This is a genomic window from Streptomyces sp. NPDC052036, assembly GCF_040680495.1.
Classification (GTDB): Bacteria; Actinomycetota; Actinomycetes; order Streptomycetales; family Streptomycetaceae; genus Streptomyces.
In genome coordinates this window covers 840,135-860,780 of the sequence record NZ_JBFAWW010000001.1, presented here as the reverse complement: position 1 = coordinate 860,780, position 20,646 = coordinate 840,135, and the positions used below count along the sequence as shown (strand labels likewise).

19 protein-coding genes are annotated in these 20,646 nt (G+C 72.4%); 13 read left to right on the top strand and 6 right to left on the bottom strand.

What is annotated here, in order from left to right:
* Window positions 1-79: 79 nt before the first annotated feature.
* The 7 genes from AB0L95_RS03985 to AB0L95_RS03955 all read left to right on the top strand — a co-directional run bounded on the left by AB0L95_RS03985 (window position 80) and on the right by AB0L95_RS03955 (window position 5,650).
* Window positions 80-961, top strand: a complete 882-nt coding sequence (locus tag AB0L95_RS03985) for a RodZ domain-containing protein (RefSeq protein WP_365156394.1) — start codon at window positions 80-82, stop codon at window positions 959-961.
* A gap of 124 nt (window positions 962-1,085) precedes the next feature.
* Window positions 1,086-2,558 (top strand): 30S ribosomal protein S12 methylthiotransferase RimO, encoded by a 1,473-nt coding sequence (gene rimO / locus AB0L95_RS03980; RefSeq protein WP_365156391.1) that lies wholly within the window; start codon window positions 1,086-1,088, stop codon window positions 2,556-2,558.
* Window positions 2,555-3,379: a CDP-diacylglycerol--glycerol-3-phosphate 3-phosphatidyltransferase gene (gene pgsA, locus AB0L95_RS03975; RefSeq protein ID WP_365156388.1), complete on the top strand. Its 825-nt coding sequence runs from the start codon at window positions 2,555-2,557 to the stop codon at window positions 3,377-3,379. Before rimO ends, pgsA begins: the two co-directional genes overlap by 4 nt.
* Window positions 3,376-3,921: a CinA family protein gene (locus AB0L95_RS03970; RefSeq protein WP_365156385.1), complete on the top strand. Its 546-nt coding sequence runs from the start codon at window positions 3,376-3,378 to the stop codon at window positions 3,919-3,921. The genes pgsA and AB0L95_RS03970 overlap by 4 nt, the downstream gene beginning before the upstream one ends.
* 109 nt (window positions 3,922-4,030) lie before the next feature.
* Window positions 4,031-4,408, top strand: a complete 378-nt coding sequence (locus AB0L95_RS03965) for a helix-turn-helix transcriptional regulator (RefSeq protein WP_311691687.1) — start codon at window positions 4,031-4,033, stop codon at window positions 4,406-4,408.
* A gap of 273 nt (window positions 4,409-4,681) precedes the next feature.
* Window positions 4,682-5,152: a DNA starvation/stationary phase protection protein gene (locus tag AB0L95_RS03960; protein WP_365156528.1), complete on the top strand. Its 471-nt coding sequence runs from the start codon at window positions 4,682-4,684 to the stop codon at window positions 5,150-5,152.
* A 234-nt stretch (window positions 5,153-5,386) separates the two neighbouring features.
* The gene (locus AB0L95_RS03955; RefSeq protein WP_365156380.1) at window positions 5,387-5,650 is read left to right on the top strand and encodes a hypothetical protein; all 264 of its coding nucleotides are present in this window, start codon (window positions 5,387-5,389) and stop codon (window positions 5,648-5,650) included.
* Window positions 5,651-5,800: 150 nt separating this feature from the next.
* On the opposite strand, the gene AB0L95_RS03950 is transcribed toward AB0L95_RS03955, so the two are convergent.
* The 3 genes from AB0L95_RS03950 to AB0L95_RS03940 all read right to left on the bottom strand — a co-directional run bounded on the left by AB0L95_RS03950 (window position 5,801) and on the right by AB0L95_RS03940 (window position 12,683).
* A complete protein-coding gene (locus tag AB0L95_RS03950; protein WP_365156377.1) occupies window positions 5,801-6,562 on the bottom strand; it encodes an SDR family NAD(P)-dependent oxidoreductase in 762 nt (253 codons plus the stop codon).
* Window positions 6,563-6,599: 37 nt separating this feature from the next.
* Entirely contained in the window at window positions 6,600-7,439 is an 840-nt protein-coding gene (locus AB0L95_RS03945; protein WP_365156374.1) for a DNA-formamidopyrimidine glycosylase family protein, read from the bottom strand.
* A 219-nt stretch (window positions 7,440-7,658) separates the two neighbouring features.
* The gene (locus tag AB0L95_RS03940; RefSeq protein ID WP_365156372.1) at window positions 7,659-12,683 is read right to left on the bottom strand and encodes an ATP-dependent helicase; all 5,025 of its coding nucleotides are present in this window, start codon (window positions 12,681-12,683) and stop codon (window positions 7,659-7,661) included.
* A gap of 111 nt (window positions 12,684-12,794) precedes the next feature.
* Between AB0L95_RS03940 and AB0L95_RS03935 the strand changes: the two genes are divergently transcribed.
* Genes AB0L95_RS03935 through AB0L95_RS03925 form a run of 3 tightly spaced genes read left to right on the top strand, consistent with a single transcriptional unit; the run spans window position 12,795 to window position 14,772 of the window.
* Window positions 12,795-13,667: an AraC family transcriptional regulator gene (locus AB0L95_RS03935; RefSeq protein ID WP_365156368.1), complete on the top strand. Its 873-nt coding sequence runs from the start codon at window positions 12,795-12,797 to the stop codon at window positions 13,665-13,667.
* A gap of 20 nt (window positions 13,668-13,687) precedes the next feature.
* Entirely contained in the window at window positions 13,688-14,467 is a 780-nt protein-coding gene (locus AB0L95_RS03930; protein WP_365156365.1) for an AzlC family ABC transporter permease, read from the top strand.
* Window positions 14,464-14,772, top strand: a complete 309-nt coding sequence (locus tag AB0L95_RS03925) for an AzlD domain-containing protein (RefSeq protein ID WP_365156362.1) — start codon at window positions 14,464-14,466, stop codon at window positions 14,770-14,772. Before AB0L95_RS03930 ends, AB0L95_RS03925 begins: the two co-directional genes overlap by 4 nt.
* Window positions 14,773-14,856: 84 nt before the next feature.
* On the opposite strand, the gene AB0L95_RS03920 is transcribed toward AB0L95_RS03925, so the two are convergent.
* A complete protein-coding gene (locus tag AB0L95_RS03920) occupies window positions 14,857-15,801 on the bottom strand; it encodes a hypothetical protein (protein ID WP_365156359.1) in 945 nt (314 codons plus the stop codon).
* Window positions 15,802-15,881: 80 nt separating this feature from the next.
* Here AB0L95_RS03920 and AB0L95_RS03915 point away from each other — a divergent pair, with 80 nt between their 5' ends.
* A complete protein-coding gene (locus AB0L95_RS03915) occupies window positions 15,882-16,076 on the top strand; it encodes a DUF3046 domain-containing protein (RefSeq protein ID WP_365156357.1) in 195 nt (64 codons plus the stop codon).
* 123 nt (window positions 16,077-16,199) lie between these two features.
* Entirely contained in the window at window positions 16,200-17,339 is a 1,140-nt protein-coding gene (locus AB0L95_RS03910; protein WP_365156525.1) for an AI-2E family transporter, read from the top strand.
* A 13-nt stretch (window positions 17,340-17,352) separates the two neighbouring features.
* Here the strand turns inward: AB0L95_RS03910 and AB0L95_RS03905 are convergent, their stop codons facing one another.
* Both AB0L95_RS03905 and AB0L95_RS03900 read right to left on the bottom strand, forming a co-directional pair.
* Window positions 17,353-18,195, bottom strand: a complete 843-nt coding sequence (locus AB0L95_RS03905) for a hypothetical protein (RefSeq protein ID WP_365156354.1) — start codon at window positions 18,193-18,195, stop codon at window positions 17,353-17,355.
* 108 nt (window positions 18,196-18,303) lie between these two features.
* Window positions 18,304-19,236: an aminoglycoside phosphotransferase family protein gene (locus AB0L95_RS03900; protein ID WP_365156351.1), complete on the bottom strand. Its 933-nt coding sequence runs from the start codon at window positions 19,234-19,236 to the stop codon at window positions 18,304-18,306.
* Between the two features lie 282 nt (window positions 19,237-19,518).
* Here AB0L95_RS03900 and recA point away from each other — a divergent pair, with 282 nt between their 5' ends.
* A complete protein-coding gene (recA, locus tag AB0L95_RS03895; RefSeq protein ID WP_365156348.1) occupies window positions 19,519-20,646 on the top strand; it encodes a recombinase RecA in 1,128 nt (375 codons plus the stop codon).

Below are 20,646 nucleotides of genomic sequence, written 5' to 3'. Positions count from 1 at the left end.
GCCCGGTTGCCCCACCCTTTCGTACCCCCCCTAGACTGAACTTCCAGCACAGGTGGCTACACGCTCGAAAGGCGCCCCCGTGTCCATCGGCAACTCCCCAGACGGAAACTCCCCTGAGGACGTACCTCCCTTCGACGACGCCCGTGACGACGCCCGTGAGGACGCCTCCGCGTCCGATCGCCCCTCGATCGGCCGAGCCCTGCAGCAGGCGCGTATCGCGGCCGGGCTGACCGTCGACGACGTCAGCAGTGCCACCCGGGTCCGCACCACGATCGTCCACGCGATCGAACAGGACGACTTCGCGCCGTGCGGCGGCGATGTCTACGCCCGCGGTCACCTCCGCACGCTTGCGCGAGCTGTGCATCTCGACCCCGCACCCCTGCTGGAGCAGTACGCCGCCGAGCACGGCGGACGCCCCGCTCCGACCCCGGCGGCCCCGCTCTTCGAGGCGGAACGCATCCGCCCCGAGCGCCGGGGGCCCAACTGGACCGCGGCCATGGTCGCGGCGATCGTCGCGGTGATCGGCTTCGTCGGCTTCACCCTGGTCAAGGGCGGTGACAGCGGGGAGAGCGCCAAGACGCCGGTCGCCAAGGGTCCCCAGGCCGGCACCGGCAAGGCCGCCTCGGCCGTGCCCAAGAGCAGCAAGCCCGCCGCCCCGAAGCCCGAACCGTCCGACAGCGCGATCGCCGCCGCGCCCCGTGACAAGGTGACCGTGCAGGTCAGCGCCGCCGACGGCCGCAGCTGGATCTCCGCCAAGGACCACAACGGCCGCACCCTCTTCGACGGGCTGCTCAAGCAGGGCGACTCGCAGACCTTCCAGGACAAGGAGAAGATCGACCTGGTACTCGGCGACGCGGGCGCCATCCAGCTCTACGTCAACGGCAAGAAGATCCAGGACGACTTCCAGTCCGGCCAGGTCGAGCGCCTGACCTACACGAAGGGCGACCCCGTCACCGGGTGACGGACGGCCGCGGCGCCCGGGCGGTGACCGAGCGGTACGCAAGGGGCACGGACACACGGGGTTGGCCAAGATCGGCCAACCCCGTCGACGTGGGCTGTCAGCGGGACGAAGTAGTCTTGAGCCCATGTCTGAACGCCGTACCGTCGCACTCGTCACTCTTGGCTGCGCCCGTAACGAGGTGGACTCGGAGGAGCTCGCAGGCCGTTTGGAGGCGGACGGCTGGGAGCTCGTAGAGGACGCCGAGCACGCGGATGTCGCCGTCGTGAACACGTGCGGCTTCGTCGAGGCCGCGAAGAAGGACTCCGTCGATGCCCTTCTGGAGGCCAACGACCTCAAGGGACATGGCAGAACCCAGGCCGTCGTGGCGGTGGGCTGCATGGCCGAGCGGTACGGCAAGGAGCTCGCCGAGGCCCTCCCCGAGGCCGACGGCGTGCTCGGTTTCGACGACTACGCGAACATCTCGGACCGCCTCCAGACCATCCTGAACGGCGGCATCCACGCCTCCCACGCCCCGCGCGACCGGCGCAAGCTGCTGCCGATCACTCCGGCGGAGCGGCAGGAGTCCGCCGCGGCCGTCGCGCTGCCGGGTCACGGTCCGGCCGACCTCCCGGAGGGCGTCGCCCCGGCCTCGGGCCCCCGTGCGCCGCTGCGCCGCCGGCTGGACGGCTCCCCGGTGGCCTCGGTCAAGCTCGCCTCGGGCTGCGACCGGCGCTGCTCCTTCTGCGCCATCCCGTCCTTCCGTGGCTCGTTCATCTCGCGTCGCCCGAGCGATGTGCTGAACGAGACACGCTGGCTGGCCGAGCAGGGCGTCAAGGAGATCATGCTGGTCTCCGAGAACAACACGTCCTACGGCAAGGACCTCGGTGACATCCGTCTCCTGGAGTCCCTGCTGCCCGAGCTCGCCGAGGTGGACGGCGTCGAGCGGGTCCGCGTCAGCTACCTCCAGCCGGCCGAGATGCGGCCCGGCCTGATCGACGTGCTCACCTCGACCCCCAAGGTCGTGCCCTACTTCGACCTGTCCTTCCAGCACTCCGCGCCCGGTGTGCTGCGCGCGATGCGGCGCTTCGGCGACACCGACCGCTTCCTGGAGCTGCTGGACACCATCAGAAGCAAGGCGCCGGAAGCCGGTGTGCGCTCCAACTTCATCGTGGGCTTCCCCGGCGAGACCGAGTCCGACCTGGCCGAACTGGAGCGCTTCCTGAACGGCGCCCGGCTGGACGCGATCGGTGTCTTCGGCTACTCCGACGAGGAGGGCACGGAGGCCGCGACGTACGACGACAAGCTCGACGAGGACGTCGTCGCCGAGCGGCTGGCCCATATCTCCCGCCTTGCCGAGGAGCTGGTCTCGCAGCGCGCCGAGGAGCGCGTCGGCCAGAGCGTCCATGTGCTCGTGGAGTCGGTGGACGCGGAGGAGGGGGCCTACGGCCGCGCCGCGCACCAGGCGCCCGAGACGGATGGCCAGGTGCTGTTCACCGGGAGCGAAGGCCTGAGCGTGGGCCGTATGGTCGAGGCGAAGGTGGTTGGTACGGAGGGTGTCGACCTGGTGGCCGAGCCGCTCGCGGGCTCGCTCGGGTGTCCTGAGGAGGCGGGCAGATGACCGGAATCCCGGCATCCGCGGCGGGCGGCTCCTCCCGCCCGCGGGGCGCGGCGTCCGCGCCGGGCACCCCCGGCACCGCGGCGATGTCCGGCCCCAAGGCGGGCAAGGGACCTTCCGGCACCCCGGCCGCCCGGTCGGCCCGGAGCAGCCCGGACACGCCCGGTTCCTCCGGCACCCCGGACGACGAGGCACGGCCGCCGCGGGGCGGCAAGCTGACGGCCGCCGCGGTCAACCAGGCCAGCGTCTGGAACGTCGCCAATCTGCTGACGATGCTCCGCCTGGTCCTGGTACCGGGCTTCGTCGCGCTGATGCTGGCGGGCGGCGGATACGACCCGGCGTGGCGCTCGCTCGCCTGGGCGGCCTTCGCCATCGCCATGATCACCGATCTGTTCGACGGTCATCTGGCGCGCACGTACAACCTCGTCACCGACTTCGGGAAGATCGCCGACCCCATCGCCGACAAGGCGATCATGGGCGCGGCCCTCATCTGTCTGTCGTGGCTCGGCGACCTGCCGTGGTGGGTGACGGGTGTGATCCTCGGGCGTGAGCTGGGCATCACCCTGCTGCGCTTCCTGGTCATCCGCTACGGCGTGATACCGGCCAGCCGGGGCGGCAAGCTGAAGACGCTGACCCAGGGTGTCGCCGTGGGGATGTACGTTCTGGCGCTCACGGGGTGGCTGGCGACCCTGAGGTTCTGGGTGATGGCCGCGGCGCTCGTCCTGACCGTGGTCACCGGGCTCGACTATGTACGACAGGCCATTGTGCTGCGCAGGCGCGGCATCGCCGAGCGCCGTGCCGCGGCCGAGGAGGCGCAACGTTGACATCCCTGGCCGCCGAAGTGCTGCGACTACTGAACGTGAGAGGCGAGACGCTCGCCGTCGCCGAGTCGCTCACCGGCGGCCTGGTGGCCGCGGAGATCACGGCGGTGGCCGGCGCCTCCCAGGCCTTCCGTGGGTCGGTGACCGCCTATGCCACCGATCTGAAGCGGGACGTCCTGGGCGTGGACGGCACTCTGCTGGCCGAGCGGGGAGCGGTGGATCCGCAGGTCGCGGCCCAGATGGCGGCCGGTGTGCGCAAGGCGCTCGGTGCGGACTGGGGACTCGCGACGACCGGTGTGGCCGGGCCCGATCCCCAGGACGGCCGGCCGGTGGGCACGGTGTTCGTGGCCGTGGACGGGCCACTCGAAAGAGTTTCCGACGAACTCGGTGGCGGGAAAGTGGCAGCGCTGCGGTTGAACGGCAGCCGTGCGGAAATCCGTATGGAGAGTGTACGGAGCGTACTCGCACTGCTTCTCGAGGAGCTTGCGGGCGAACAGACCGGGAATGAGCGGGCACAGGATACGGAACAGAACGGGGGGACTTGATGTTTGCAGCCCTGAGTGAACACAACAGCGCTCCCCGCACGGCCGCGGCGCAAGGCGGTACGGTGGGGCGTGAAGGATGCGGTTACGCGGTCCGAGGAGGGAGCCACCGATGATTCTGCTCCGTCGCCTGCTGGGTGACGTGCTGCGTCGGCAGCGCCAGCGCCAGGGCCGTACTCTGCGCGAAGTCTCCTCGTCCGCCCGAGTTTCGCTCGGCTATCTCTCCGAGGTGGAGCGGGGGCAGAAGGAGGCGTCCTCCGAACTGCTCTCCGCGATCTGCGACGCGCTGGACGTACGGATGTCCGAGCTCATGCGGGAAGTGAGCGACGAGCTCGCGCTCGCCGAGCTGGCACAGTCGGCAGCGGCCACCGAGCCGGTGCCCGCGCCGGTGCGTCGGCCCATGCTCAATTCCGTGTCCGTCACCGGTGTCCCACCGGAACGGGTCACGATCAAGGCGCCCAGCGAAGCGGTGGACGTGGTCGCCGCCTGACACCCCGCGGAGGGGTGCGCACGGCACCGAAGCGTACGAGAGCCCCGGCCGGGGCCCCTCCAGGAGACCTGGAGGGGGCGGCCGGGGCTTTCGTATGTCCGGGGCGTGATCCTTCGTGCGATGGGCCGTGATCCTTTGTGCGCCCGGGGCTGTGGTCCTCGTGGCCGTCGGGTTCCCGGGCCGGCGGGCGTGCGGTCCCGTTTGCCGGGCCGGTGGGGTGCGGTCATCGTGGAAGGGCGCTCGGGGCCGTACGCACGCTTGCGGAGGATGTCGATGTACGTCGTGAAGAGCCCGCTGTCCGACACGGACCTCAAGATCGTCTCCGAGGCCCTGCAGGGGGCCTTGATCGATCTGGTGGACCTCTCCCTCGCGGCCAAGCAGGTCCACTGGAACGTGATCGGGCCGCGCTTCCGCTCCGTCCACCTCCAGCTCGACGAGGTGGTCGACAGTGCGCGCCTCCACTCGGACACCGTGGCGGAACGGTCCTCGGCACTCGGCGTCCCGCCGGACGGGCGCGCCGAGACCGTCGCCCGGGGCAGCGGCATCGGTGCGGTCCCGCAGGGCTGGGTCAAGGACACGGACGCTGTCGGCACGCTCGTCTCCGCGCTCGGCGCGGTGATCGCACGCATGCGGGAGCGGGTGCGGGCGACCGCCGCGCCGGACCCCGTGAGCCAGGACATCTTCCTCGACATCACCGCGGACCTGGAGAAGCACCACTGGATGTTCCAGGCGGAGAACGGGTGAGGCGGACAGGGGAGGCGAACAGGTCAGGCGAACGGGTGAGCGGGCCGGGTCGCGAGGGGCACCGGACTCGTGTGGTGGGGCCGGGCGCGGGGGAGGGTGTGCGCGGGGTGCGCCGTGTGCGACAGATGCCCGGGGCATGCGCTGGGTCCAGTGCGCCTGTGTGCCGCTGGTGCGCCCTCCCTGGTGGTGACAGGGCGGTCTAGGGTCTGGTTCCTCGGGTTGGAGGTGACGGCCATGGCGGGGCGCACGGCGCGCTGGGGGGCGACGCTGGCGCTGGGTGCGCTGTGGTGGTGGGGGGTACTCCGACTCGTGCTGGCACCCGATGCGGGGGTGCTGGAGGGGGCGGTCGTGACCGGGGGGTGGGGGCTGAGCCTGCTACCGGTGCACTGTGTGCCGAAGACCCGTGCCGTGGGGGCGGCCGGGTCGGACCAGCAGGCTGGGTCCTGGCGCCGGTGGTGGACCGCGCGGGGGCGCGGGAGGGGCGCGCAACCGGGGTGAGGGTGGGAGAAAGGGGGGCGTGCGGGGTCGGCTGGAGACGGTGTCCGGGGGCGTTCAGGGGGCTCCTGGGTGTGGTTTACGGCCGGCCCGGCCGCCGAGGCCGAAGGGGGCCCGGGTGCGGGCCCTGCGATTCCTCGCGACCGGGGCTGCTCACCAGGGCATCGCGACACCGCCGTTCGGGCGCAGGATCTGGCCCGTGGTGAACGAGGCGGCGTCGGAGGCGAGGTGCAGCACCGCGTGGGCGACGTCCTCCGGTTCGCCGACCCGGCCGAGCGGTGACAGCCGCGCCATGGATGCCTCTGTGCGTGCCTGGGTCTCCCCGTGCCGGTCGGTCATCGGCGTACGGGTCCATCCGGGCGCCACCGCGTTGACCCGGATCCCGTGCCGCCCGACCTCGGCCGCCAGGGTCTTCGTCAGCTGTACCACGGCCGCCTTCGCCACGCCGTAGCACAGCAGTCCCGGGCCGCCGGTGTCGACGGCGCCGGAGGCCATCGTGACGATGCTGCCGCGGGTGCCGTCCGCGATCATGCGGCGGGCCGCCTCCTGGCAGGCGTAGAGCACGCCCTTGAAGTTGACGGCCAGCACCCGGTCCAGGTCCTCGTCCCGGGTCTCCAGGACGGGGCTGCTGTGCATGATCCCGGCGACGGCGGCCATCGCGTCGAGGCGCGTGCAGGAGGCGACCGCCTGTTGCAGTCGTGCCCGGTCCGTCACGTTGAGCGGGTGCAGATGCGCCGTGCCGCCACGGTCGTTGATCAAGGCCGCTGTCTCGTCCAGGCCGTGCGCGTCCCGGTCCGCGCAGTGGACGGTCGCCCCGGCCGCCGCGAACAGCACGGCCGTGGCCCGGCCGATGCCGCTCGCGGCGCCGGTGACGAATGCGGTGCGTCCGCTGAGGTCGTACGCCGTGACGGGCATGGCCCCGACGGTACGAGTATCTCTGACGGGTCGTCAATTAGTGGTACGGGGAGGGTTGCCGCCCGGTTCTGCCGGGGCGCGGCGGCGGAGTCGGCCCCCACTGGCAGGCCGGGCACCAGTAGGTGGGGCGCTCCCGGGAGCCGTCACCCTGGTCGGCCACCCGGATCGGGGTGCCGCAGTACAGACAGGGCCGGGGCGCACGGCCGTACACGAACAGGTTCTGCTCACGCCGTCCCGTGGTGTTGCGCGCCGGGCGGTCGCGGTTCGCCTCCAGAAGTCTCTGGGCGAGGACGGGAAGCTGTGCGGCGTGCTCGGCCGGGAGGTCGCCGACGGGCAGCCATGGGGTCACCCGGAGCAGAAAGCACAGCTCGCTCTTGTAGACATTGCCGATGCCGGCCAGATTGCGCTGGTCCAGGAGGGCCTCGCCGAGCGGGCGGACGGGGTCACGCAGCAGGTTCTCCTGTGCCAGAGCGGGATCCCAGTCCGGGCCGAGGAGGTCGGGGCCGAGATGGCCCACGGCGCGGGGCTCGTCGGCGCTGCGGAGCAGTTCCAGGACGGGCAGGCGATAGCCGACGGCCGTGCGGTCGGCAGTGCCGAGGATCGCCCGGATCTGGTGGGCGGGGCCGCCGGTCCAGCGCTGTCCCGCCGCGAAGATCTTCCAGGCACCGTCCATCTTCAGGTGGGAGTGCAGGGTGAGTCCGCCCTCGATCCGGGTCAGCAGGTGTTTGCCGCGCGGGGTGACGTCGAGGACGGTACGGCCGGTGAGGTCGGCCGTGGCGTACTTGGGCACCCGAAGGTCGGAGCGCGTCAGCACCTTCCCCGCGAGCGCCCCGTGCAGACGCTTCGCGGCCAGGTACACGGTGTCGCCTTCGGGCATGGGTCAAGGGTGACACGCGGGGAGGGCACGGCGGCGGGCCCCTGGCCGCGTGCGCCGACGGCCGTGGTACGCGCCGGTGGCCGGGGAGCGGGGTGGTGGTCGTGGTGTGCGCGGGTGGCTGGGGGGTGGGGCCGTGGTCGTGGGCCCGCCGGTGGCCGGGGGAGCAGGGCAATGGCCGAGGGTGCTCGGACCCGCTGTCGCGGGGGTGCCGCCGGAGGCTTATGCGCGGATGCGCAGTCCCCGTGGGGTCGCGATGAAACCCGCTCCCTCCAGGAGGGTGCCGAAAGGGGACGACAGGGCGGATGCGCCGTTGACGCGCTCCACCGTGACCGTGCCCAGGGAGCCCGCCCGCGCGGCCACCCCGAGGGCCTCGGCGGCCGCGCGCAGACGTGTGTCCTCCGTCGGCTCGGTCTCCGGGTCCACGGGCCAGGCCAGCAGGGTCTTGCCGCCGCGCTCCATGTAGAGCGCCAGCTCGCCGTCGACCAGAACCACCAGCGAACCGGCCTTGCGCCCCGGCTTGTGCCCCGCACCCGTGGGCGGCTCGGGCCAGGCGAGCGCGGCGCCGTACGCGTTGGCCGGGTCGGCGGCCGCGAGGACCACGGTGCGGGCGGGGCCGGTGGAGCGGGTCCGGTGCGGCGGAAGCCCTGGTCCGCGCTGTCCGTACGGCGGACGGGGGCCGGACCCCACTCCGGTCCCGGAACCGGAGCGCGGACCTCCGAACCCCGGCGCGGACAGCGGGTCGGGGAGCGCCGGGCCCGAGTCGAAGGGGTCACCGAAGCCGGCAGCCGAGGGATCGCTGAAGGCCGGGGCGGGCGGGCCGTCGAAGCCGTCGTGGTCCCCGGTGGTAGCGAAGGGGCCGTCCGGGGTGTCGTCGTAGCCGGTGCCGAAGGGGCTCTCGGGCGATTGCCCGTGGCTCCCGGGGAACCCGTTCGTGAAACCGTTGGCGTAGCCGTTGCCTGCGCCGGATCCCGGGCCCGGCAGCGGTTCGCCCCGCTCGCGTGCGTTCGCCACCGCGCGCAGCCGGTCCACCGCGCCGTCCATCGCGAACTGTGCCGCGCCCAGCCCCTCGACCACGTAACCGCGCCGGGCCTGTCCGCTCTCCTCGAAGGCGGACAGGACGCGGTAGACGGCGGAGAAGCCGCCCTCCACGCCTTCCGCCGCCACCGCGCCCCGGGTCACGACGCCGTGCCGGTCCAGCAGCGTCCGGGCCAGGGCGTGGGCGCGGACGGTGGGGTCCGCCTCGCGGGAGGGGAGCAGTGACCAGCGGCCCGCGACGGTCGGCGGCCCCGTACGGGACTGGGGGCGGGCGGCGGCCGTGAGCGAGCCGTACCGTCCGCGCGGGACCGCGCGCTTGGCGCGGTGGGCGGTGGAACCCGCGGTGCGGCCCGAGCCGAGCAGCGACCTCATCGGCGCCAGCGTGTCGTTCGTCAGCCGGCCAGACCAGGCCAGGTCCCAGATCGCGTCGGCCAGTTGGGGGTCCGAGACGCCCGGGTGCGTCGTGACCCGGACCTGGTCGCCGATCTGCCGGAAGAACAGACCGTAGCCCCCCGAGAGGGCGGCCAGGATCGACTGGTGGAGCGCGGTCAGCTCCAGGGGATGCGGGTCGGGCAGCAGCAAGGGGGCCGCGTCCGCGAGGTAGAGGGAGATCCAGCCGTCCTTGCCGGGCAGCGCGCCCGCGCCCGCCCACACCACCTCGCCGGCGGCCGTGAGCTCGTCCAGCATCGCGGGCGCGTAGGCGGCGACGCGGGACGGCAGGACGAGCTTCTCCAGGGCGGACGCGGGCACGGACGCTCCCTGGAGCTGTTCGATCGCGCGCACCAGACCGTCCACGCCCCGCAGACCGTGTCCGCTGCCCATGTGCTGCCACTGCGGCAGGAACTGTGCGAGCGCGGCCGGAGGCACCGGCTCCAGCTCGTGCCGCAGCGCCGCCAGTGAACGCCGCCGCAGCCTGCGCAGCACGGCCGCGTCACACCACTCCTGACCGATCCCCGCGGGATGGAACTCTCCCTGAACGATCCGGCCGGAGGCCGCGAGCCGCTGCAACGCGCCCTCGGTGACGGCCACCCCGAGGCCGAACCGGGCCGCCGCGGTGGCCGAGGTGAAGGGGCCGTGCGTGCGCGCGTACCGTGCGAGAAGGTCGCCGAGCGGGTCCTTGACCGGCTCGGTGAAGGCCTCCGGGACGCCCACCGGCAGCGCCGTGCCCAGGGCGTCCCGCAACCGGCCGGCGTCCTCGATCGCCGCCCAGTGGTCGGTGCCCGCGATACGGACCTTGATCGCACGGCGGGCGGCGGCCAGCTCGGGAGCCCAGTGCGGCTCGGCCCCCCGCTCCACCAGCTCGGTGTCGGTGAGCGGGCCCAGCAACCGCAGTACGTCCGCGACCCCTTCGATGTCCTTGACCCGCCGGTCCTCGGTGAGCCACTGCAGCTCCCGCTCCAGCTCGGTCAGCACCTCGGCGTCGAGCAGTTCCCGCAGCTCCGCCTGGCCCAGCAGCTCCGCCAGCAGCCGGGAGTCCAGGGAGAGCGCGGCGGCGCGCCGCTCGGCGAGCGGGGAGTCTCCCTCGTAGAGGAACTGGGCGACGTACCCGAACAGCAGGGAGCGGGCGAACGGGGACGGCTCCGGGGTGGTGACCTCGACGAGCCGCACCTTGCGTGACTCGATGTCGCCCATCAGCTCGGTGAGACCCGGCACGTCGAAGACGTCCTGCAGGCACTCGCGGACCGCTTCGAGGACGATCGGGAACGAGCCGAACTCGCTGGCGACCTGGAGCAGTTGGGCCGCCCGCTGGCGCTGCTGCCACAGCGGGGTGCGGCGGCCGGGGTTGCGTCGCGGCAGCAGCAGCGCGCGGGCCGCGCACTCGCGGAACCGGGCCGCGAACAGCGCCGACCCGCCGACCTGGTCGGTGACGATCTGATCGACATCGCCCTTGTCGAAGACGACGTCCGTCGCGCCGACCGGCGCCTGCTCGGCGTCGACCGCCGTATGCAGGGGTGCGCCCGCCTTCGTCGGCTCCTGGTCGAGCAGGTCCAGGCCCATCAGATCGGCGTCCGGCAGGCGCAGCACGATGCCGTCGTCGGCGTGCATCACCTGGGCGTCCATGCCGTAGCGCTCGGCCAGCCGGGCGCCCAGCGCGAGCGCCCACGGGGCGTGGACCTGCGCGCCGAAGGGGGAGTGCACCACGACCCGCCAGTCGCCCAGCTCGTCACGGAAGCGCTCCACGACGATCGTGCGGTCGTCCGGGACATGGCCGCAGGCCTCGCGCTGCTCGGCCAGATACGACAGCACGTTGTCCGCGGCCCAGGCGTCGAGTCCGGCTGCCAGCAGCCTCAGCCGCGCGTCCTCCTTCGGCAGCGAGCCCACCTCGCGCAGGAACGCGCCCACCGCGCGGCCCAGTTCGAGCGGACGGCCCAGCTGGTCGCCCTTCCAGAAGGGCAGCCGGCCCGGGACGCCGGGCGCGGGGGAGACCAGCACACGGTCGCGCGTGATGTCCTCGATCCGCCAGGAGCTGGTGCCCAGGGTGAACACGTCCCCGACCCGGGACTCGTACACCATCTCCTCGTCCAGCTCGCCGACCCGGCCGCCGCCCTTCTTCGGGTCGGCCCCGGCCAGGAAGACCCCGAAGAGCCCGCGGTCCGGGATCGTGCCCCCGGAGGTGACCGCGAGTCGCTGGGCGCCCGGGCGGCCGGTGATCGTGCCCGCCACCCGGTCCCACACCACGCGCGGGCGCAGCTCCGCGAAGGCGTCGGAGGGGTAGCGGCCCGCCAGCATGTCCAGCACGGCCGTGAACGCCGACTCGGGGAGCGAGGCGAAGGGTGCCGCCCGGCGGACCATGGCGAGAAGGTCGTCGAACTGCCAGGTGTCCAGCGCCGTCATGGCGACGAGCTGCTGGGCCAGCACGTCCAGCGGGTTCGCCGGGACCCTCAGCGATTCGATGGAGCCGGACCGCATCCGCTCGGTGACCACGGCCGCCTGGACCAGGTCGCCCCGGTACTTGGGGAAGACCACGCCTGTGGAGACCGCTCCGACCTGGTGTCCCGCACGGCCCACGCGCTGGAGCCCGGAGGCCACGGACGGCGGGGACTCCACCTGGACGACGAGGTCCACGGCACCCATGTCGATGCCCAGCTCAAGGCTGGAGGTGGCGACCACGGCGGGTAGCCGGCCCGCCTTCAGGTCCTCCTCGACGAGGGCGCGCTGCTCCTTGGAGACCGAGCCGTGGTGGGCGCGCGCGAGCACCGGCGGCGCCCCCTGCGCCGCACCCGAACAGCCCATCAGCTGGGCGGGGGAGTGGTGCTCCTCCAGCGACTCGCCGGTGGCCCGCTCGTAGGCGATCTCGTTCAGTCGGTTGCACAGCCGCTCCGCGAGGCGGCGTGAGTTGGCGAACACGATCGTGGAGCGGTGGGCCTGGACCAGATCGGCGATCCGCTCCTCGACATGCGGCCAGATGGACGGGCGCTCTGCGCCCTCGGACCCGTCGCTGACCGGGGAGCCGCCCAGCTCGCCGAGATCCTCGACCGGGACCACGACGGACAGGTCGAACTCCTTGCCGGACTCCGGCTGGACGATCTCCACCTTGCGGCGCGGAGAGAGGAAGCGCGCGACCTCGTCCACCGGGCGGACGGTGGCCGACAGGCCGATGCGGCGCGCGGGCATCGGCAGCAGCTCGTCGAGGCGCTCCAGGGAGAGCGAGAGGTGGGCGCCCCGCTTGGTGCCCGCCACCGCGTGCACCTCGTCCAGGATCACGGTCTCCACGCCCGTCAGCGCATCGCGCGTGGCGGACGTCAGCATCAGGAACAGCGACTCCGGTGTGGTGATCAGGATGTCCGGCGGGCGGGTGGCCAGGGCGCGGCGCTCCGCGGCCGGGGTGTCGCCGGAACGGATGCCGACCCTGATCTCCGGCTCGGGCAGACCGAGCCGGACCGACTCCTGACGGATGCCCGTCAGCGGACTGCGCAGGTTCCGCTCGACGTCCACCGCCAGGGCCTTCAGCGGGGACACGTACAGCACCCGGCAGCGCTTCCTGGGATCGGCGGGCGGCGGCGTTGACGTCAGCTGGTCGAGCGCGGCGAGGAACGCGGCCAGCGTCTTGCCGGAACCGGTCGGGGCGACCACGAGCACGTCCGAGCCCTCACCGATGGCGCGCCACGCCCCGGCCTGGGCCGCGGTGGGCGCGGAGAACGCCCCCGTGAACCAGCCGCGGGTCGCGGGGGAGAAGCCGTCGAGGGCTCGGTGTGCAGGACTGGGCATGCGTCCATCCTGCACCCAGCCACTGACAATCCACCTGACCTGCGTAAACGCCGGACGAGGGGGGTGCCGTGGGGGTGCCGGGCGGTGGGGGCCGTACCGCAGAATGGAGCCATGGCAGGTTTCAGGGAGCGGGCACGGCACTGGCGGTACGAGGAACTGCCGGGTGTCGACCTGCTGCGAGCCCGCTACATCCACAAGACGTTCGTGCGGCACACCCACGAGAACTTCGTGATCGCGGCCATCTCCGACGGCGTCGAGATCTTCCACCACGGCGGTGCGGACCAGTACGCGGGCCCAGGAGCGCTGGCGCTGGTCAACCCGGACACCCCGCACACGGGCCGGGCCGGGGTGCCGGAGGGCTGGCGGTACGGGGCCGTCTATCCGTCGCCGCAGCTGGTGGCCGAGATCGCTGCCGAGACCACGGCCATCCGCGGCACGCCCGGCTTCACCGGTCCGGTGCTGGAGGATCCGTATGCGGCCGGCCTGGTCCACGAGGTGCTCCGGGCCGTGGACGAGGACAACCCGCTCGCCGCCGACACCCTGCTGCGGGTCGCCGTGACCCGGCTGCTGCGGCGGGTCGGCGGGCCCCTGCCGCAACGGGCCGTGCGCACCGCGGGAGCCCGGGCCGCCGCACGCGCGCGTGTCGTGCTCGAGGAGCGGATGGCACAGCCCCCGAGCCTGGAACGGCTCGCGGCCGACCTCGGCACCAGCCCCTTCTCGCTGCTGCGCGCCTTCCGCACCGCCTACGGGATGCCGCCGCACACCTGGCTGACCGACGCCCGCGTCCGCCGGGCCCGGCGTCTGCTGGACACCGGGACCACGCCCGCCGAGGCGGCCGTCGCGGTCGGTTTCACCGACCAGCCCCACCTCAACCGTCACTTCACGCGGATCGTGGGCGTCCCTCCGGGGGCGTACCAACGCGAGCGCAAGGGGGACGGATCCCGCGCCGCGGGGCGCAAGAACGTACAAGACCCGAAGGCCTGAGCGCTCGTAGCCTCCGGGGCGTGGCAGAACAGAGTGCTCTTGCGGACCTCCGCAGGAGAGACAGCGAAAAGCCGGACGCCGCCGTCGTCCGGGACGCCCTCGGGGTCGGGGTGGCCGTCGGCCTGTCCGGCTTCGCCTTCGGGGTCACTTCGGCCGGCAGCGGGCTCACCCTGCCGCAGACCTGCGCGCTCAGCCTCCTGGTGTTCACCGGTGCCTCGCAGTTCGCGCTCGCGGGCGCGCTCGCGGCGGGCGGCAACCCGCTCACGGCGGCCGCGGGGGCCTTCTTCCTGGGCGTACGGAACGCGTTCTACGGGCTGCGGTTGTCGCAGCTGCTGGCCCTCCCGCGCGCGGTGCGGCCGTTCGCCGCGCAGTGGGTCATCGACGAGACCACCGTCGTGGCGCTCGCCCAGCCGACCCGGCGGAGCGCCCGCGTCGGCTTCACCGTGACCGGGATCACCCTGTACGTGCTGTGGAACCTGACCACGTTGCTGGGGGCCCTCGGCGCGCAGGCCATCGGCGACACCAAGGCGTGGGGGCTGGACGCCGCCGGGCCCGCGGTCTTCCTGGCGCTGCTCGCGCCGATGCTGAGAACGGCCACGGAGCGTGCCGTGGCGGTCGCGGCCGTCGTGCTGGGGCTCGGGCTGCTGCCGGTCCTGCCCGCCGGTGTGCCGGTCCTGGCGGCGGCGTTGGCGGCTCCAGCGGTCCTCTTCCTGGCGGGCCGGCGGACGGCGGCGAACACACGGGGAGCACGGACCGAGACCGTGCGGAAGGCCGACGAGACCCAAGGGGGAGACCGTTGAACGTCTGGATCGCGATCGGCGCCACCGCCGTCGGCTGCTACGCCGTAAAGCTCCTCGGTCTGCTCGTTCCGGCCGGGATCCTGGAGCGGCCGCTCGTCCAGCGGCTCGCGGCTCTGCTGCCCGTCGCCCTGCTGGCCGCCCTCACGGCCCAGCAGACCTTCGCCGACGGCCGTGCCCTGGTACTGGACGCCAGGGCGGCGGGGCTCACCGCGGCCGCCGTCGCCTTGCTTCTGCGCGCCCCGTTCCTGGTCGTGGTCGGCGTCGCGGTCGTGGTGGCGGCGGGGTTGCGCGCGCTGACGGGCTGACGGAGCGTCCCGCCCGCCCCGAGGCCGACGGCCGGCCCGCCCGTCGGTGCATGAGTACCAGGCGGGCCCGGCCGTCCCGGGGCGTCAGCCGATGGCCCGCCCGAACGCCCGGAGGGTGAGCAGCGCCTCGATGGTCACCATGGGGCGGCATTCCAGGGCCGTGCCCGGAGCCCACTGGCGCCACCGGACAGGCCAGCCGCCGTCCTCCTGCTGCTCGCCCGTGAGGTGGTCCAGGGCGCGTGCCATCTCCTCGTCGGTGAACCACGCGCGCGCGAGGGAGTCCGGCGTACGCGCGAAGTCGTACGGGAAGTGGTGCTCGCCCGGCGCGTACCCGGGGGCGACCGGGTACTCCTGCGGACGGCCGGGGTCCAGGCACACGAGCCGTTCCTCCCGCACCAGGCGTCCCAGCCGGTCGGCGGCGGCCTGCGCGCGCGGCCGGTCGGGCGCCGAGTCCAGGAACGCCACCGCGGCCTCCACCTCGTAGGGATGCGTCTTGCGCAAGGAGTCGATCGCCTGCCAGCAGAAGTCGGTGGCCCGGAACAGCCATGCGTGCCAGACCTCGTTGCGGTGCAGCAGACCCACCACCGGGCCCGTGGCGAGAAGGTCGCCCGGAGGGTCGTCCGCGATCGGCACGAAGGGGGCCGCCGGATAGCCGCGCTGGCTGGGATGGATCGCCGGGAGGGCACCGTCCGGTGTCGACACGGCGGTCAGGTAACGGCACACGCGCTCGACCCGCTGCCCGCCGCAGCGGCCGATCGAGTCCAGGACGCGCAGCGCGTGCGCGGTGTGCAGGGGCTGGCTGACCGGACCCCGCAGATCGGGTTCGAGGGCATGACCGTAGCCCTCGTCCTCGTTGCGGTAGGCGGCCAGTGCCGTCTCCACCGGGTCGGCGCCGCCGTCCAGGAAGTGGTAGGCGAAGCGGCGCTGCTCCAGTACGCGCGCGGTGAGCCAGACGAACTGCGCGGCGCGGGAGAGCGGGGTGTGCGCCGGGGGTGCAGCGGGGAGTGAGGATGCTCCGGTTTCGGCCATGGGTCAGACCGTAGGACGGAAAGCGGCCTTGGCGAGCGGTCCCGGGCAGGGCCCACTCTCAGGAGCTGGATACTGGAGTCATGCGGTTGACGGTTTTCTGGCAGCGGATGGCGGATCACTTCGGTGGGGCGTACGCCGAGACCTTCGCGCGCGATCACGTGATGTCGGAGCTGGGCGGTCGTACGGTGCACCAGGCGCTGGACGCCGGCTGGGAGGCCAAGGACGTGTGGCGGGTGGTGTGCGGGACCATGAACGTTCCGCACGAGAAGCGCTGAACGCGCACGAAGATCGCCAGGTGGTCCCCGATTGTCGGTGGCGTCGGGGAGACTTGCTTCGTGGCCCCGACAGACGAGACCGCACAGGTCCCCCAGCAGGAATCGCAGCCCGACCGGCCCTCGGTGGGTGATGGCGCCGTGCCGCCCGCCCGCATGCCGCGCTGGCTGCCGCGTGCCATGGTGCTGGCGCTCGCCCTCATCGCCGTGTTCCAGCTGGGCAGCTGGGCGTTCCACCAGCTGACCGGCCTGTTGATCAACATCCTCATCGCGTTCTTCCTGGCGCTCGCCATCGAGCCCGCGGTGAGCTGGATGGCCTCCCGTGGCATGCGCCGGGGACTGGCCACCTTCCTGGTCTTCCTCGGCCTCACGATCGCCGTGGCCGGGTTCGTCACCCTGCTCGGCTCGATGCTCGCGGGCCAGATCGTCAGGATGGTCGAGGGCTTCCCGGCCTATCTCGACTCCGTGATCAACTGGATCAACACGACGTTCCACACCAAGGTCAGACGCGTGGACGTACAGGACAGCGTGATCCACTCCGACTGGCTCAGGAAGTACGTCCAGAACAGCGCGACCGGTGTGCTGGACGTCTCCGCGCAGGTGCTGGGCGGCCTCTTCAGGCTGCTGACGATCGGACTGTTCTCGTTCTACTTCGCCGCCGACGGGCCGAGGCTGCGGCGCGGGCTGTGCTCGGTGCTGCCGCCCGCCCGGCAGGCCGAGGTGCTGCGTGCCTGGGAGATCGCGGTCGACAAGACGGGCGGCTATCTGTACTCGCGCGGTCTGATGGCGCTCATCTCGGGCATAGCGCACTACGTCCTGCTGGTGGCGCTCGACATTCCGTACGCGCCCGTGCTCGCCGTGTGGGTCGGGCTGGTCTCGCAGTTCATCCCCACCATCGGCACCTATCTCGCGGGTGCCCTTCCGATGCTGATCGCCTTCACCGTGGCTCCCTGGTACGCGGTGTGGGTGCTGGTCTTCGTCGTGATCTACCAGCAGTTCGAGAACTACATGCTCCAGCCCAAGCTGACCGCGCGGTCCGTGGACATCCACCCCGCGGTCGCCTTCGGGTCGGTCATCGCGGGCACCGCCCTGCTCGGCGCGGTCGGCGCGCTGATCGCCATCCCCGCGGTCGCGACGCTGCAGGCGTTCCTGGGGGCGTATGTGAAGCGGTACGCCGTCATGGACGACCCCCGGGTCCATGGGCACCGGTCGTCGCGAGGCTCCGGAAGCCTGGGCATGCGTCTACGACGGCTCTTGTCCCGCTGAGTGCCACAGGGACTCACCAGGCGAGCGCCGCCCACACGCCCGCACCGAGCACGGCGGCCGTGTAGACGCCGACCGCCGCGCGCAGGACGCGCTGCTTCGCGGTGGTGCTCCAGGCGGTACGGGACAGCAGCCAGGCCAGTGCGGGCAGCACCAGCACGGCGTGCAGGCTGACGCCGTGCAGGGGCTTGAGCGGCGCCGTCGAGTGGTACGCCGCCTGTTGGTGCCCGGTGCGGGACAGCACGACCCCCCGCGCGATCATCACCGCTCCCGACAGCAGCGCCACCATCAGGATCGCGAAGCCGGAGCGCAGCGCGAGCGGCATACCCGAGGGGCCGTGGGGCCGGTGCCGGAACGCTGCCGCGGCGAACGCCGAGAGCACGACGACCAGGACCCCGCCGCCCACCGCGAGCGTCATCGCGACCGCGGTGTCGAAGGGCGTGGTGGTGTTGAGGTGCGAGGGCACGTGACGCCATGCCTGGAGGGTGATCCCGGCGACCTCCACGACGCAGTCGACGGCGAAGACGACGAGCAGCACGGTGCGCGACCGTGCGCCGATGCGCAGATACGAGGTCACCCAGGTGACCGCGATCAGCGTCAGCCCGAACGAGAGCCCGAACGTGACGGGCTTGCGCCAGGAGACAGGTCCGTCCCAGGGGCCTCCGTCGACGGCGAACACCAGCAGATGCGCCAGCCCCGACAGCACGAGGGCGGCACCGGTCGCGAGACAGAGGCGCTCGCCGGGACGGGCGGCGCGCCACACCGCGCTCGTCCGGCCGACGGGGACGGGGGTTGGGGCGGTGCCGGCGGTCCGGTCCGGGGCGGTGGCAGCGGGGAGGCGGAATCCGTGTCGGTCCATGGGGACAGCGTCGGGGCGACGGGCCCGCCGGGTCGTCGTACCGACGGAGACTCCTGCGGTACGCCCCGCGAAGCAGTCTCCCGTCGCGGTGGGGCACCGGCGTCCGGGTCACCCTTTTCGTCGGCGGCGCCCCGTTGCGACAAGGCGTCTCAGCGCGGTGTGTGCGGGCGGGCCCCAGGTGGGCTTGCCGCCGGGGCGGCCGTGGATGCCGGCCTCTCCGATGAGGATGCCGCTGAGGGCTCGCAGCACCGCCCAGCCGCGGGCGCGGCGCAGTGTCGCGGTGTCTGCGGCCGGCTGATAGGCGCTGTGGAAGCGTTCGGCGGCGCCGTCCGGCAGCAGCACCCAGGGTGCGGCAAGGTCGCAGGCTGGGTCGCCCGCGCAGAGGTCGCCGAAGTCGATCACGCCGCAGAAGGTGCCGTCCGCGGTGAGGACGTTGGCCGGATGCAGGTCGCCGTGGAGCCACAGTGCCGGGCCCGTCCAGAGGGGCGCGGAGACGGCGTCGTCCCAGACGGCGCGTACGGCGTCCGGGTCGGGGATCAGCCCCAGGCCGGTGGCCTCGGCCAGCTGCTGGACGAACTGCTCGGCGAGGTCGGTCAGCGGCCCCCCGCGGCCGTAGCCGCCGACGGGCGCGGAGTCGGGGGCGGGTCGGTGAAGGGACGTGAGGAAGGCGGCCAAGGCGTCGGCTGACTCCGCAGCGCGTGTGGCGGGAGCGCGGTCGGCGGGCGAGCCCGGCACCCAGGTGGTGACGATCCAGGGCCGCGGAAACCGCTTCGAGGGCTCGCCGAGGCGCTGCGGGACGGGGACCGGCAAAGGAAGGCGCGGGGCGAGGGAGGGCAGCCAGGCGTGCTCCTTGAGCAGCAGCGCGTCCGAGGACCGCGTCGCCCAGGGCAGCCGGACCGCGAGGTCGTCGCCGAGCCGCCACAGCTGGTTGTCCCAGCCGCGCGCGCCGAGCCTCAACGGGCGATCGGCCAGGTCGGGGTGCTGGTCATGCAGAAGATCCCGGACCAGCTCCGCGGTGACCTCGATCTCGGCGTGGGGCATGCGGAGCCACGGTAGACCGCCGGTGACTCACCGTTTGTGGCGGTCCGCGCTCCGTGCGGAGGAACGTAGGCTCGGAGATGCTTGCGGTGCGCTTGACATGAAAATCGAACATCCATTCTTATGGAGCTCTCCGGCTCGGTTCTCCGTGGGGCTCCGACAGGGTTTTCATGGAGAAGTGCCCGAGTTATCCACAGGCCGGACGAGCGTCGGGGCGCATTGTCAGTGGCAGGCGTTAGCGTCTTTGACGTGAAGCGATCGACTCAAGCAAACCGGGTGGAACCCATGGCAGGTACCGACCGCGAGAAGGCCCTGGACGCCGCGCTCGCACAGATTGAACGGCAATTCGGCAAGGGCGCGGTCATGCGCATGGGCGAGCGGTCCAGGGAGCCCATCGAGGTCATCCCGACCGGGTCGACCGCGCTCGACGTGGCCCTCGGCGTCGGCGGCCTCCCCCGCGGCCGAGTGGTGGAGATCTACGGACCGGAGTCCTCCGGTAAGACGACCCTGACCCTGCACGCGGTGGCGAACGCGCAGAAGGCAGGCGGCCAGGTCGCCTTCGTGGACGCTGAGCACGCCCTCGACCCCGAGTACGCGCGCAAGCTGGGCGTCGACATCGACAACCTGATCCTCTCCCAGCCGGACAACGGCGAGCAGGCGCTGGAGATCGTGGACATGCTGGTCCGCTCCGGTGCTCTCGACCTCATCGTCATCGACTCCGTCGCCGCGCTCGTCCCGCGTGCGGAGATCGAGGGCGAGATGGGCGACAGCCACGTGGGTCTGCAGGCCCGTCTGATGAGCCAGGCCCTGCGGAAGATCACCAGCGCGCTCAACCAGTCGAAGACCACCGCGATCTTCATCAACCAGCTCCGCGAGAAGATCGGCGTGATGTTCGGCTCCCCGGAGACCACGACCGGTGGCCGGGCGCTGAAGTTCTACGCGTCGGTGCGTATCGACATCCGCCGCATCGAGACCCTGAAGGACGGCACGGAAGCGGTCGGCAACCGCACTCGTTGCAAGGTCGTCAAGAACAAGGTCGCCCCGCCCTTCAAGCAGGCCGAGTTCGACATCCTCTACGGACAGGGCATCAGCCGTGAGGGCGGCCTGATCGACATGGGCGTCGAGCACGGCTTCGTCCGCAAGGCCGGCGCCTGGTACACGTACGAGGGCGACCAGCTCGGCCAGGGCAAGGAGAACGCGCGCAACTTCCTGAAGGACAACCCCGACCTGGCCAACGAGATCGAGAAGAAGATCAAGGAGAAGCTGGGCGTCGGCGTGCGTCCCGAGGAGCCCGCCGCCGAGCCGGGCGCGGACGCGGCGAGCGGCACGGCCACGGCCGAGGACACCGCCAAGACGGTGCCCGCGTCGACGGCCAAGACGACCAAGGCCAAGGCTCCGGCGGCCAAGAGCTGA